Annotated in this window: 13 protein-coding genes; 4 read left to right on the forward strand and 9 right to left on the reverse strand. The window is 70.9% G+C overall.

Going from position 1 to position 13795, the window contains the following annotated elements:
* The first annotated feature begins 39 nt into the window (after window positions 1-39).
* Both AOM05_RS05810 and AOM05_RS05815 read left to right on the forward strand, forming a co-directional pair.
* On the forward strand, window positions 40-732 hold the full coding sequence (locus AOM05_RS05810) for a cysteine hydrolase family protein (RefSeq protein WP_062520192.1): 693 nt from the start codon (window positions 40-42) through the stop codon (window positions 730-732).
* Window positions 729-2207, forward strand: a complete 1479-nt coding sequence (locus tag AOM05_RS05815) for an MFS transporter (protein WP_082097302.1) — start codon at window positions 729-731, stop codon at window positions 2205-2207. The genes AOM05_RS05810 and AOM05_RS05815 overlap by 4 nt, the downstream gene beginning before the upstream one ends.
* Before the next feature lie 251 nt (window positions 2208-2458).
* Here AOM05_RS05815 and AOM05_RS05820 read toward each other — a convergent pair whose 3' ends face one another.
* Window positions 2459-3961, reverse strand: a complete 1503-nt coding sequence (locus AOM05_RS05820; protein ID WP_062520194.1) for an HNH endonuclease — start codon at window positions 3959-3961, stop codon at window positions 2459-2461.
* Between the two features lie 241 nt (window positions 3962-4202).
* On the opposite strand from AOM05_RS05820, the gene AOM05_RS05825 reads away from it, so the two are divergent.
* Both AOM05_RS05825 and AOM05_RS05830 read left to right on the forward strand, forming a co-directional pair.
* Window positions 4203-5192 carry a hypothetical protein gene (locus AOM05_RS05825; protein WP_062520195.1) on the forward strand — a complete coding sequence of 330 codons (990 nt, stop codon included), beginning with the start codon at window positions 4203-4205 and terminating at the stop codon, window positions 5190-5192.
* Between the two features lie 48 nt (window positions 5193-5240).
* Window positions 5241-7037, forward strand: a complete 1797-nt coding sequence (locus AOM05_RS05830; RefSeq protein ID WP_062520197.1) for a hypothetical protein — start codon at window positions 5241-5243, stop codon at window positions 7035-7037.
* A 47-nt stretch (window positions 7038-7084) separates the two neighbouring features.
* Here the strand turns inward: AOM05_RS05830 and AOM05_RS05835 are convergent, their stop codons facing one another.
* From AOM05_RS05835 to AOM05_RS05870, 8 genes are all read right to left on the reverse strand, one after another.
* Window positions 7085-7540 carry a type II toxin-antitoxin system VapC family toxin gene (locus AOM05_RS05835; RefSeq protein WP_062520199.1) on the reverse strand — a complete coding sequence of 152 codons (456 nt, stop codon included), beginning with the start codon at window positions 7538-7540 and terminating at the stop codon, window positions 7085-7087.
* Window positions 7537-7770, reverse strand: coding sequence for a FitA-like ribbon-helix-helix domain-containing protein (locus AOM05_RS05840; RefSeq protein WP_062520201.1), 234 nt, complete (start codon window positions 7768-7770; stop codon window positions 7537-7539). Before AOM05_RS05840 ends, AOM05_RS05835 begins: the two co-directional genes overlap by 4 nt.
* Window positions 7771-7843: 73 nt before the next feature.
* Window positions 7844-8323, reverse strand: a complete 480-nt coding sequence (locus AOM05_RS05845; RefSeq protein ID WP_062520203.1) for a hypothetical protein — start codon at window positions 8321-8323, stop codon at window positions 7844-7846.
* A 181-nt stretch (window positions 8324-8504) separates the two neighbouring features.
* Window positions 8505-10031, reverse strand: coding sequence for a M28 family peptidase (locus AOM05_RS05850; RefSeq protein ID WP_156165053.1), 1527 nt, complete (start codon window positions 10029-10031; stop codon window positions 8505-8507).
* Between the two features lie 194 nt (window positions 10032-10225).
* On the reverse strand, window positions 10226-11416 hold the full coding sequence (locus AOM05_RS05855; protein ID WP_062520205.1) for an RtcB family protein: 1191 nt from the start codon (window positions 11414-11416) through the stop codon (window positions 10226-10228).
* 426 nt (window positions 11417-11842) lie between these two features.
* Window positions 11843-12160, reverse strand: coding sequence for a helix-turn-helix domain-containing protein (locus AOM05_RS05860; protein ID WP_062520207.1), 318 nt, complete (start codon window positions 12158-12160; stop codon window positions 11843-11845).
* Window positions 12160-12516: a type II toxin-antitoxin system RelE/ParE family toxin gene (locus AOM05_RS05865; RefSeq protein ID WP_062520208.1), complete on the reverse strand. Its 357-nt coding sequence runs from the start codon at window positions 12514-12516 to the stop codon at window positions 12160-12162. Before AOM05_RS05865 ends, AOM05_RS05860 begins: the two co-directional genes overlap by 1 nt.
* 105 nt (window positions 12517-12621) lie before the next feature.
* Window positions 12622-13599: a zinc-binding dehydrogenase gene (locus AOM05_RS05870; protein ID WP_062520210.1), complete on the reverse strand. Its 978-nt coding sequence runs from the start codon at window positions 13597-13599 to the stop codon at window positions 12622-12624.
* Window positions 13600-13795: the final 196 nt, after the last annotated feature.

Consider the following 13795-nt stretch of genomic DNA (forward strand, 5'->3'; position numbering starts at 1 on the left):
CGGGTCACCCCGCACCCCTCACACGACAGGAGCATCACCATGCCTACCAACTTCGAGATGTGGATGGCCGGCGAGGACCGCGGCCCGTGCGACATACCTACCTCCGAGGTCGCCGTCATCGTCGTCGACATGCAGAACTGGTTCTGCAAGGACCTTGACCACGTCGAGCGTGGGCCCGGCCGCGAGATCGAGAACTTCAAGGGTGCGATCCCGGGCTGCGTGGCGCTGGTCGAGGCCGCGCGCAAGGCCGGCCACCCCGTCATCTTCACGCGCTACGTTCACCTCGACGGCAACGCGGACGTGCTTCCGCCCCGCGGTCGCCGCGCGGGTCAGGAGGTTGCTGCCTCGTTCCTCGCGAAGGACACGTACGACATCGAGGTCATCGACGAGCTCGCGCCCGGCGAGGGCGACTTCGTCATCGACAAGTCCCGTCCGTCGTCCTTCTACGGGACCCGGCTCGAGCCCCTGCTGGCAGCGCGCGGTATCCGCTCGCTCGTGGTGTGCGGCGTCACCACCAACATCTGCGTCGAGACCACGGTGCGCGACGCGCATCAGCGCGGCTTCGACACCTACGTGGTCGAGGACGCGACGGCCGAGTTCGAGTGGAGCCGCCACTGGCACGCGCTCTACACCATGGAGTGGTCGTTCGGCACCGTGGTGAAGGTCGCGGACGTCGAGCGCTCGTGGAGCATGGAGACGGCACCCGTGGAGCCCGCGGAAGCAATCGCGTGACCGGGGTCTCGGCGGCCCCGCTGCCCGCCGCCACCAAGCGCGAGCAGCGGGCCGCCGGGAGCCTCGTGTGGTCGATGGCGGCGCTCCTGGTCGCGCAGCTGGTCGGCAACCTGAACGCGAACGTCGTGACGACGGCCCTCCCGACGATCGTCTCGAACCTCGGCGGCACCACTGTCGCGTACACGTGGATGATGACGGCGACCATCTTGGGCCTCACAGTCAGCACGCCGATCTGGAGCCGACTCGCGGACCTGCGCAGTCCGAAGGCCCTGATGCAGATCGCCATCGGGGTGTTCCTGGTGGGGGCGCTCGCCGCTGGACTCGCACCGACGGCGACGGCGCTGATCGTCGCGCGTGGTGTGCAGGGCGTCGGGATCGGCGGGATGATCGCGCTGGTTCAGATCATCCTCGCGCATCTCGTCAGCCCGCGCCATCGCGGCGGATTCATCGCCTGGCTCTCGGCGGTGCAGCTCGCCGCGACGCTAGGCGGTCCGTTCGTCGGCGGCGTCATCGTCGAGGCTCCGGGACTCGGATGGCGATACGTGTTCCTCGTGACCATCCCATTCGCGGTGCTCGCGATGATCGGCATCCATTTCACCGTGCGCATACACGTGCCGCGCACATCCGGAAGGGTCGACCTGGTCGGGGCCGCGCTGCTCAGCGTGGGCGTGGGTCTCGCGCTGGTGTGGCTGTCACAGGCGGGCTCGGGGTACGGGTGGAGCGACTGGGAGACCTACGCGCTGCTGGTGCCGGCGGCGATCGCGCTGGTGAGTGCTGTGGTCGTCGAACTTCGGGTCGACACTCCGATCGTCCCGCTCCGGGCGCTGAGGTCAAGGACATCCTTCCTCAGCCTGATCGCTGCCCTTGGCGTCGGATCGACGATCTTCGGCGGCTCGATCTTCCTCACGCAGTACCTGCAGTACGGGCGAGGCGTCTCGCCGTCGCAGTCTGGCCTGATGCTAACCGCGATGGCGGTCGGCTCGGTGATCTCTTCATTCGCCGTGGGCCGCTACGTCACCCGCACCGGCCGAATCAAGGCGCCGCTGGTCGCGGGCTGTGTTGCCGTCACCGTCGCGATGACAATGCTCGCCACTATCACGCCCGACACCCCGGTGGCGGTGCTCGTCCTCCTCCTTCTCCTTGAGGGACTCGGCATGGGTGCCACCATGCAGTTCCTGGTGTTGGCGGTGCAGAACGATGCGTCGCTTGCAGACGTCGGTGCCATCACCGGCGCGATCACCTTCGTCCGTTCGCTCGGCGGGACCGTGGCCCTTGCGGCCTTCGGCGCTTTGCTCGACGCACGGCTTGCGGCTTTCGAGGCGGCGGGCACCACCGGCGCCGACGCGTACCTCGCAGCCGTGCCGATCGTCTTCGCGGTCTCTGCGGCGGTCACCGTGCCGGGCCTCGTGGCCGCCGCTCTGCTTCCGCGCTTGCGCATGCGCGACACGATCGATCTCCCTCCGGCTATCGACTGATCTCAATGCGGCCCACTCATCCCAGGGCGCGGCGTTGGAGGCTCATCCCTGTGGCGGCGCGAGAGCCGAACTGTGCAGGCGTCGCTGACGCGAAGGTGTGCGCGCATGCTCGTTCACGTTTCCGCGCTCACGAAGGCGCCGGACGGTGCGGTGGTCGGGAGCGGGTGCGCGCGACGGCTCGCGCGTAGTTTGCGACCGCGTCGTCCGGTCGGGGATGTCACGTCGCCGGACGCCTGGTCGTGGTGACTCGATCATGTCCGCACGTGGTTCCCGCTGCACCGGCGCGAGACCGGCGACGTCGGCAGCGGCGGCGGCGCGGGCATATCCACGGGTGCGAGACGCCGTCGCCCACCCAGGATGGCCACGCGGTTCGGGTCCACCGACGCGGGCGGCCTGAACCACACGGTGCCGCCGTGGATCTCGACCTCCCAGCCCGTGTCGTGGAGCCGGAGATGGCAGCTGCGGCAGAGCAGAACCCCGTTGCAGAGGTCCGTGCAGCCGCCGTCCCGTGCCCAGTGGTCGATGTGGTGCGTGTCCGCCCAGGAGATCGGGGCGCTGCACCACGCGCAGCCGCCGTCGCGCACGGAGAGGGCGCGCTTCTGGGCGCGGGTGAACAGGCGTCGGGCGCGGCCCAGGTCGAGCACCTCGGACTCGCCGCCGCACACGGCGGGGAGGATCTCGGCGTCGACCGCGAGCATGCGCACGGTCGCGCCGGTCAGGGGCACGCCGATCCCGTCGCACGACCCGAGCCCCAGCTCGCTCCCCAGCGCGTCGCGGTCGATGGTCACCATGACGGTGGTCTTGACGCCGGAGCCGGGCGCGTCGCAGTCGAGGCCGTGTGAGGCGAGCCCCGCCAGGGCGTCCACTCGGATCTGAGCGGCGGTGCGCTCCTCGGTGACGCCGGCGTCGCGCGCGGAGCGGAACGCCTCAGTGGTCTGTGCGTCGAGCCACGCTCGCAGGGGAGCGGCGGAGAGCGGGTCGAGCCGCGCGGTGAGGGTCACCATGCCCTCGGCATCCTCGCCCAACGTGAGCGAGCGCCGCGCACGGATCCGCTTCTCGCGCTCGAGCCACCCCGCAGGGTCCGCGGTCGCACGCTCGCGCCAGCACGCCTTGCGGAGGTCGTACAGCGAAAGACGCGGGGCCTTCGCCACGAGGCGCTTCTCGATCTCCCACAGCGTCGGGCGGTCGACCACGTCGAAGAGCTCCATGAGGGTGGCGCGGATGAGCGCGGCCGCATCCACGGGAATGGTTCCGCGGCCGACCGCCTCCGCGAGCGATCCCGGAACCGGAGGCCGCGGCCTGGGCCGCTCGGGCTTCGGAGGACGAGGCGGGTCCGGGTTGTCCTCGTCACCACCGCCGCCACCGGAGCCGCCCTGGTCGGGGTCGGGATCATCGGTGCCGCCGGAGCCACCCGAACCTCCCGACCCCTCCGGCTCGTCGGGGTCCATCGCGAGCCCCGCACCGATGAGCGTCCGCGCCTCCGCCACCGTGCCGCCGAGAAGGCTCGCGATGAAGTATTCCGGGCTGCGGTGGCCCGCCTCGCGCGAGATGCCGCCGCGAATGCCCTGACCGCCCGCGTCGCGCGCGACCGCCGCCGCGATCGGGGCGGCCAGCCGGCGCGCCTCGGACAGCACCTCGCACGCGGCGGTGATCGCGGCATGCAGCCCCGCGCCTCGCAGCTCGCGGGTGTCGGTCCCGTCGAGCGCACGCACGCTGGCTGCTGCCCGGTCGAGCGCTGCGGTGGTGACGTCCATGGAACAAGTTCATCACGAGGGTCTGACAGTCACCTCGGACATCGTCCCTGGTAAATGTGGATAACTTCGCGGGCGATAGGCCTGTGGACATCGGTCGCCGGGGTCACGGGCACTGCCTCGGGACGATGCGCGGGTTCCGTCCTGTGGAGAACGTCCAACGGGCGCTGAGGCTGGCTACGGTCGGGGCATGCGAGATGAACGGTGGTGGTCCGAGGGCTGGGCCAGGGGCTGGGATGACGGTGTGTCACGCCCAGGAGAGCGCGTCTACGGCGCGCTCTCCGAAGAGTCCGAGAACCTCCGAGCCGAGTTCCTCGCATCCGACGACGCCCCGTACGGCCCGGGCAAGTGCGCGGGCTGCGCCCTCGATCTCATCCTCGGCTTCGCGGAGGTCGTCAGCCTCGGCGGGCCGATGCTGTGGGACGCTCGGGTGGTCGGCCACCTGGTGCGCGTGTGGGCGCCCGGCATCGTCAAGGACTGCGGCGCCTTGGAGGAGATGCCGACGGTTCTCGCCGGCTTCGTCCGATTCATGCATCGCCGGGAGGACGTCGACCCGCTCACGTCTCAAGAGGTGGCGCGCACGATTCACGAGGCGGTCCGGGACGGCCGCGGGACGGTGATGCGGCGCGGGACGGCCCCCGTCGACCCGTGGCTGCGCGAAGAGGAGTTGCGTGACTATCGCGACCGGGCGCGCGATGCCCTCGCCGCCTTCGTCGGCGGTCCCGAGGCGCTCGAAGCCCTCGACACGGAGCCCCTGCCGGACGAGGAGTTCCGATGGGAGGGCATCGCCGAGGACATCTTCGCAACGGTGGCCCAGTACCTCTCGCTGCTCGACGGGGTCGCCGACGAGCACCTCGACGTCGAGCACCGCACCGCGATGCGCCGTCTCCTCGCGCGGATCGCGCTCGCGGATCCGCGCGTCTTCCGGCGCAGCTCCTCGGTAGTGCGCGGTGCTGCGGCCGTGGCGCTCGTCGTGTGCGAGGCGAACGACACCATCGCGAGCCGCCGCCAGGGCGCCAACGTCGCGGTGCTCGCGGGTTGGTTCGGGACCGACGGGGGAGTGGCGGACCGCGCCCGCATCTATGAACGCGCGATCGGCGCGCCGTCCACGGCCTCGTACGGGTTCAAGTGGACGCCGCCCGCGCTCGGTTCCGCGGACCTCCTCATCAGCGCGCGGCGCGCCGCGATCATCGAGGAACGCGACTCCAACGACGCCAGCGACGACCCGTACTGACCCCGCTCCACCAGGACCCCGCACGCGCGCACCGGATAGCCTCGACCCGTGACCAAGAAGCGCCGTCCCGCGAAGCGTCCCCAGCATCGTCGCCCCGAACCGCGCCGCCACCTCCACGCGGTGCCGGACCGCGCCGCGCCCGAGAACGCCCGCGACCAGGACCCTCGCGCCGAGGAGCTCCTGAGCGGTGTGCGCGAGGCGCTGCGCGCCGACACGCCCATCCACCTCATCCAGCTGGTGAGCACCATCATCGAGGTGACCGACCCCCGCGGATCGAGCGTCGACCTGCTGGGTGGGGAAGTCACCGAACCTGACACTGACCACATCTCCCGCGACAACCTGGTCGCCTCCTTCATCGGCACCCCGTTCGCCGAGACCACCGCACTGCTCACCGTGATGTCGCAGATGCTCCCGCCCACAGACGCCACCCACGCAGCCATCACCGAGGAGCTCGCGCACCGCCGCCACCCGCTCCCGCTCTGGCTCCGCGACCTCGCCGGGGGTCGCATCGAGGTCACCGTGGCGCGGATGACCGAGTCCGCCGGCGATGGCGAGAACTGCGTGCTCGGCGCACGGTTCCCCTCGGGCGACGCCTTCACCGCGGTGATCTTCATCGACCACAACCTCGGCTCGGCGGTGAAGAGCGCGTTCCTCCTCGATGTGTCCCAGGAGGAGCTGATCGCGCGCGTGAAGTCCGGCGAGTTCGGCGCCGACGAGGCGGGTTACGTCCGCGAATGGGACGCCGCGGCCGCGCGCGCGACCGTGACCGCCGCGATCGAGCGCGCCCGCGAGACGCCCGGCATGATCGAGGACCAGGAGTGGCCCGAGCTGCGCCCCGCCACCGAGTGGCTCCTGTCCCTGCTGCCCGACGGCGGCGTCGCCGAGGCCGACCGCGAGTGGACCGAGGAGGAGATCGAGGAGCTCAAGGCCGAGTTCCTCGCCTCCGACGAGTTCACCGCCCCCGACGGGTTCACCGACGACGAGGACGACGACACCATCCTCGACCTCGACCTGATCCTCCAGTTCGGCGCGGGCCACAACGTCGGCGGGCCGCTGCGCTGGAGCCCCATGGTCGCCGAGATCTTCCTGCTCGACTGGATGCCGCGCTTGATGCCGGTCGGGTACGAGGAGGTCGAGGAGGTGCCCGCGCTGCTCGCGGACTTCGTGCGGTTCGTGCACCGTCGCGAGGGCGTCGACCAGGGGCTCACCGACGAGGTGCTGCTTGCGATCGGCACGATGATCCCGGCGTTCGGCGAGGCCATGCGGGAGACCGACCCGTTCGGCGACCACGACGACGAGTTCGAGGCCAAGACCTCCCTGCTCGACCGGCTCGCGGACGCGGTGGGCGGCCGCACCCCGTTGGGCGGCCTCGACACGGAGCCCCTGCCCGACGAGGACTTCACCTGGGACGGCATCCCCGAGGACATCCACGAGCGCGTGGGGGAGCACCTCGCGCTGCTCGACGTTGTCGCCGACGAGCGCCTCGACGTCGAGCACCGCACCGCCATGCGCCGGTTCCTCGCGCGCGCGGCGGCGGCGGACCCTGGCATCTTCCGGCGGCGGTCCCTGGTCGCGCGGGGAGCCGCGGCGATCGGCTGGGCGGTGATCCGTGCGAACGAGACCGCCGGCACCTTCAAGCAGGGCCCGACGGTCGAGGAGGCCGTCGGCTGGTTCGACGTGACGGGCGCCGTGTCGCAGCGCGCCGAGGTGTTCCTCAAGGCGATCGGCGCACCCATGGACTTCCCCTGGCCGACCCTGCCGCTCGGCAGCGCCGACCTCCTCGTGAGCGCGCGGCGCGCGCGCATCATCGCGGAGCGCGACCGGCTCCTGGACGCGCTCGGCTGAGCGCGCCGTCGCCTACCCACCCCCGGGAGGGACGATGCGCGGGCTGGCTACCCAGCCACCGCATCGTCCCGCGGTGGTCGGGTCGGGCGCTCCCACGGGTCGATCAGCGCGATCCCCGTGTGTGCAAAGTCCCGTACGTTCCGGGTGGCGCACGCGGCGCGGTGCGCGCGGCAGATCGCCGCGATCTGCGCGTCCGCTGTGCTGATGGGGAGTCCGGCCTGCGAGCGGGCGGCCAGGATGGTCGCGTACTCGTCGGCCGCCGCGCCGTCGAACGGCAGCACTGATCCGCCACCGCGGTAGGGCTCGAGCGCGGATTCCACGCGCGCGGCGAGCGCGTCCCGGCGCGCCCCGGCGGGGAGGAGTGCGATCCCGGCGAACAATTCCGCCAGTGTCACAGCCGTGATCGCGACGTCGCCGTCGAGCGCGCTGAGCCACCCGATCACCTCAGCGTCCGGCGCCGGCCGGAACACCTCGGAGATCACGTTGGTGTCGAGGACGATCACTCGAACTCGACCGCCCGCGCCACGTCCGTGCGGTCCGGGATCGGAAGGTCCACGGCGGCATCCACGTCGCGCGCGGCCTGCATCAGCGCGATACCGATGTGCGGGCGCCGAGCCGCGCGGGTGAGGATGTCGCGTACCTCGGCCTCCATCGAGCGCCCGTGCTCCTTGGCCTGGGCGGCGAGCTGCCTCTTCACGGACTCGTCGAGCCCTCGAACGATGATGGATGACATTTGCGCGCACCTCCGCGGTTGCTATCACTGACGATAGCATTCGGCGAAATGGCGCGGACCGGCGCCAACACGCTCATCCGATCAGGTACGCGAAGCCCCGGCCCACGGAGGCCTGGTGGGCGGTGAACGCGACGGCAGCCTCGAGGTACTCGAGGACGTAGTCGTCGGCGGCGCCGTCCGGTGTCTCCCGCTGAAGCAGCGCGACGTCCTCGGCGATGCGAGGCACCTCCTCAGGAGTGACCGCGCGCACCCACGGATCCCAGCCGCGGTCGGTGAAGCGGACCTTGCCCTCGAACATGCGGAACGCCGGTCGCGGTGGTGCGCCTGGCTGGTCCGGCGCCGTGAGCGACTGGAGCCCGGGCCATGCCTTGTCGAGGTAGAGCATGTCCTCGGCGGGGAGCGCCGGGACGCCCGTGATCACGCTGAACTGCGCTCCTGGCACCGTTCCCCAGGCGTCGGCGAGAGGATCGCGGCCGATGAACGCGCGCGGATCCGCGCGCGCCGCCGCAGTCAGCTCCGGCGGGAAGGCGTATGCGTAGTACCTGATGCCCATGAGCCGATGCTCGTCCGCTCCCGGCCGCGCCTCAACGCCGCCCCCGAAAGCTGTGGACAGCGCGCGCGCCGCGCGGGGCCGTGGGCATCGGCTTTGCCCGCGCCCACCCGCGCAGCGACGTCGGGGCCCCCGCCCGCAGGCGGGGACCCCGACGGTCAGAGGCAAGCGTCAGCAGGTAGCGTCAGCGAACCGCCTCGGCCCCCAGGAACTCCGCGCCCTTGAACAACCCGTTCGCCTTGCCCTTCGCCGTGCCGTTCACCGCCGACGTGGTCTCCGCGAACGTCAGCGTCGAGTGGGCGATCGCGTCCGACATCAGGTCGAGCGTCTCGAGTGAGAGGTTGTCGAGGGTGTCGCAGCCCGAGTGGTAGCAGGGGTCATACGCGACCCCGGCGGTCCCACCGAACAGCGCGGCCTCCTCCTCGGTCTTGATCCCCTCGGCCCCAGTGAACAGGCCTCCGGCCGGGATGCCCGCCTCGATGAATCCGAGGTAGTCGGAGCGGCCGTCGAACTCGGTCGGGACCGTCTCCGCGCCCTGCGCCGCGAAGAACGCCTCGAAGACGTCCTCGACCACGTTCGACCCACCGGGACCGGACTGGCCGAACGCGTCCCCGTCGCCGTCGTAGACGAAGTTGACCGCGTTGGGCGAGCCGACCATGTCGAAGTTGAGGTTCACCGCGGTGCCCTTGATCTCCGACTTCGACAGCTGCGACACGTAGTACGAGGAGCCGAGCAGGCCGTCCTCCTCGCCGCTCCAGAACGCGAAGCGCACGCGGTTCTCGAGCGGCTCATCGAGAGAGGCTAACGCCAGCGCCGTCTCGAGGATCGCCGCGGTGCCGGTGCCGTTGTCGTTGATGCCGGGGCCCTCGCCCACGGAGTCGAGGTGGCCGCCGACCACCACGGTGCGGTCCGCGCGCCCGGTCGGGGTGTCCGCGAGCAGGTTCATGGTCGACACGGGCACGGTGAGCTGGTCGATGTCGATCACCATCTCGAGGCCGGCCGTCGCGGACAGCGCAGCGCCGATATCAAACGAGGTGCTCACCACCGGGATCTCCGGCACCGTCTCGCCGAGCGTCCCGTAGAACATGCCCGTGCGGTCGACCCCGCCGTCGCCCTGGTTGAAGATGATCACGCCCGAGGCGCCCGCCGCGATCGCGTTGAGCGTCTTCTGCTCGAACGAGCACGCGCCGCGCTGGATCAGCGCGATGTCGCCCGCCGGGAAGCCGGCGAAGTCGGCGGCCTCGCAGCCGCTGGTGGAGGCGCTGGGCGTGCCCACCGACAGGTCGACCCCCGTCACGGGGGCCTCCGCGAGACCCTCGCCCTCCATCGGGTAGTAGTCGGTGTCGAGCTCGTACGCCGTGTCGCCGGGCGCGGTCTCCGCGAACGTCGCCGAGACGAGCGTCTGACGCTCGTACGTGAACGGCTGGATGGTGGTGGTGTAGCCGGCGGCCTCGAGCTGCGCCTGGACGTAGGCCACCGAGGCCACGTGGCCCGCGGTGCCCGCCTGGCGGTTGCCGCCGTTCGCGTCGGCGATCGCCTGGAACGCCTCCAGATGTGAGTAGACCCCCTCGACGGTGACGGCGTCGAGGAGGTCGGTGGTGTCGGTCGGGGTGGCCCCTTGGGCTCCCGCCGCGAACGCGACGCTGGCGGCGAGGCCCGCGGTGGCGGTGAAGGCGATGGTGCGGGTGTGGATGCCGGATGGTTTGTGCACGGTCAACTCCCTTGGGACGCCTGGGCCGGGCACCGGGTTTGTCCGGCTCGCAGTATTTGCGAGATTAGTAGGGGTTTGTCAGGGGTGACAAGAGATATGCGACGTCTGTCGGTCGCCCGGTTCCCCCAGGGGACGATGCGGCGGCCGGCTACCCAGCCACCGCATCGTCCCCCGGTGGTCACCCCGGCAAGGGATCAGTCGCCCTTCACGTTGACGAGCTGCCGGAGCGTGTGCCGGATCTCCACCAGGTCCGCGGCGTCGACCATCACCTGGTCGATGTCCTTGTACGCGGCCGGGATCTCGTCGATGAAGGCGTCGGTGTCGCGGTACTCGATGCCCGCCATGGACGCCCGCAGGTCGTCCTGGGTGAACGCCTTCCGCGCCGCCGACCGCGAGTACACGCGGCCCGCGCCGTGCGGCGACGAGTGCAGCGCCGGCGCGTGACCCCGCCCCGTCACCACGTAGGACGCCGTGCCCATCGAGCCCGGGATCAGCCCCCACTCGCCGTCGGTCGCCGAGATGGCGCCCTTCCGCGACACCCACACCTCCTTGCCCCAGTGCTTCTCGCGCTGGGTGAAGTTGTGGTGGCAGTTGATCCTGGTGCGCTGCTGGACCGCCGCATCGTCACCGGTAGATGCGGACATCCACCGCTCGAACTGGTCGACCACGCGGTCCATCATCTCCGCCCTGTTGGCGAGGGCGTAGGCCTGGGCCCACAGGAGGTCGGCGACGTAGGCGTCGAACTCCGGCGTGCCCTCGACCAGGTAGGCGAGGTCCTTGTCGGGCAGGGTGATCCAGTGCCGCTCCATCTCCCGGCGCGCGACGCCGATGTGGTGCTGGGCGATCCGGTTGCCGATGCCCCGCGACCCCGAGTGGAGGAAGAACCAGACGGTGTCGGACTCGTCGACGCTGACCTCGATGAAGTGGTTGCCCGAGCCGAGCGAGCCCAGCTGGAGCCGCCAGTGCCGCATGAGGCCGTCGAACCGCGCGAGCTGCTCGTGCGTCGCCGCCTCCTCCAGCGCGGTGACCCGGGCCGCGGCGGCGTCGCGCAGCTTGCGGTTCCGCGCGCCGGCGCTGAGGGGGATGGCCCGCTCGATCTGCTGGCGCAGCTCGGCGAGGTCCTTGCCTTCGAGGTCGGCCCGCGTGAACTGGGTCGCGACGGCGATCATGCCGCACCCGATGTCCACACCCACGGCCGCCGGCATGATCGCCCCCAGGGTGGGGATAACGGAGCCGACGGTCGCGCCGAGCCCCAGGTGGGCGTCCGGCATGAGCGCGAGGTGCGGGTAGATGAACGGCATGGTCGAGGTGGTGAGCGCCTGCTCCTTGGTCTGGGGGTCCAGGATGGACGCCCAGTTCAGAAGCCGAGCGTTCAGCTTCTCCATGGTCTTTCCTTTCTGCGTGGTGTTCTGGTGGGTGGGTGCCGCCCGCGAGGGCGGCTCGTGGCGAGCAGGCGTGCGCGCGCACGGTTCATGGCGGGTGGGGGCGCTGGAGCGCCGCTTCTCGCGACGCGATGGCGCGGGAAGGGCGCGGCTCAGGCCCGGCGCCGCCATGCTGGCCCACGGTCGTGTGGGCGAGCCTGGCTAGCGCAAGGAGGGATTGAGCGGGGTGCGCTGAGGCAGGAGTCGATATTCGACGGCCGAGCGGTTCGCTTCGAGGCGCATCGTGACTCCTTCCGTGTGCTGCGAGGGTGCCCGCGGCGGTCGCGGGGCACAGTTACGGGACCGTACTCCCTGGTTGAAGGGATGGCAAGGGGACGATGCGGGGGTTGGGCTTTGTGTGAACGGTCGGTGGGCGCGGGGTGAGGGTCGTCAGACGACGGTCACCGAGTCGCCGTCGAAGTCCGCGACGAGGTGGAGCTCGCCGCCGAGCGCGGCGACGTAGGCGCGCAGGGTGGCGACCTCCGCGGCGGTCGGAGCGCCGGCCTCGATCGCGGAGACTCGTGGCTGCGAGACGCCCATCGCTTCCGCGACCTGGCGCTGGCTCAGGTTCCGTGCGCGTCGGAGCTCCGCGAGGCGTGCGGCGGCGAGGCGGAGCTCCAGCACCGAGCGATGCTCGGCGATGCGGGACTCGTCGAGATCGCCTGCCTCGGCCATGGCCGCGCGCGTGGACTTCCAGTCGGGTGCCATCAGTGCTCCTGCCCGCGGGTGGCGACCCACTGCTCGAATCGCCGCTCGGCGATCTGGATGTTCTGCGAGTACCAGTCGGTCCAGCGCCCGCGCTTGTCGCCGATGGCGAGCACGATGGCACGCCGATCGGGATCGAAGGCGAACAGCGCGCGCACCGTCGCGACGCGCAGTTCCTTGAGATGGGGGAGCCGCGAACCGGCGATGCGGTCGACGAGTGGCCGCCCAAGGTGCGGCCCCTCGGCTTCGAGCAGGTCGATCGCGGCCACGACGCGCTCAGCGAGCCTGGGTTGCTCGACCGCGATCGTCATCAGCCACGCCTCGACTTCCGGGAGAAGGATCACTGCCCATCGACTCATGAGTATAACGCTAGGGTTATGGTCAGACAACGGGGATCGGTTCACCGCAAGGACGCGAAAGCGGCGGCCGGGTGTGAACCCAACCGCCGCATCGTCCCCTAGCGCTCAGGGGCGCAGCATGACCTTCCCGGCGCGACCCGGGGTGAAGTGTGCCTTCACGGCGTCAGCGATCTCGCCGAAAGAGAACGTCGCCTCCACCGGCAGCGTGATCGTCCCGTCGGAGAGCCGGGCGAAGAGCTCGCGCATGAGGCGGCTGCGGTCCTCGGCCGGCATGGCGGCGCTGACCTTGGATCCCCAGAAGCCGCGCACGGTGGCCTGCTTGAAGATGACGTCGCCCGAGCCGATCTCCATGGTCGGCGAGGCCATCGCGCCGAACACCACGAGCGTGCCGTTCTCGGCGAGCTGCGACATCACGTCGCTGGCCGCCGGGCCGCCGACCGACTCGACGCCGACCTTGAGCGGCGCGCCGCCGGTGATCTCGAGGACGCGCTCCTGCCAGCCGTCGGTGTCGGTGGCGACGATGCGCGCGATGCCCTGGGCCTCGAGCTCGCCGATGCCGTCGGTGCGGCGGACCAGGCCGACCACGTTGATCCCGCGGGCGGCGGCCAGCTGCGCGACGAGGCGACCGACCGCGCCGTTGGCGGCGTTCTGGATCATCCAGTCGCCCTCGGCGAGGTCGAGCGAGTCGAGCAGGCTGATGGCGGAGAAGGGCATGGCGACCAGCTGGGCGGCGACGTCGTCGGGGATGCCGTCGGGCACGGGGATGAGCGCGGCGGCCTTGGCGACGAACTGCTCCGCCCACACGCCGAACGTGCCGCCGGTGGCGACGCGCTGGCCGACCTCGAGGTGGTCGACACCCTCGCCGAGCGCGTCGATCACGCCGACGGCCTCGGTGCCGGAGCGGGCCGGCATCTCGGGCTTGAAGCCGTAGTTGCCGGTGACGGTCCACAGGTCGTGGTTGTGGATGGGGGAGAGGGTGAGCCGGACGCGGGCCTCGCCGGGGCCGGGCTCGGGGGTGGCGATCTCCTCGGCCGTGAGGACCTCGGCCGGGTTGCCGAACGCGTGGTGGATCAATGCCTTCATGAGGGGCCTTCCTTGTGGGAGTGGAGCGGGTCTCCCTTGATTGTGGGGGGAGGCGCGCGCGGGGTGCCGAGGAAGGGCAACGTGGGTACCGGGGTGGGTATTCCGGCAAAGGGTGTCGCTGGACGATGAGTTGTTTCCGTCTTGCGTGAGCGTCCCGGGCTTGCTGCTCGCGGGCGAAGTGTGCTCGACCGAAGGG

Origin of the sequence: Demequina silvatica, assembly GCF_000971215.1 — a bacterium.
GTDB lineage: Bacteria > Actinomycetota > Actinomycetes > Actinomycetales > Demequinaceae > Demequina > Demequina silvatica.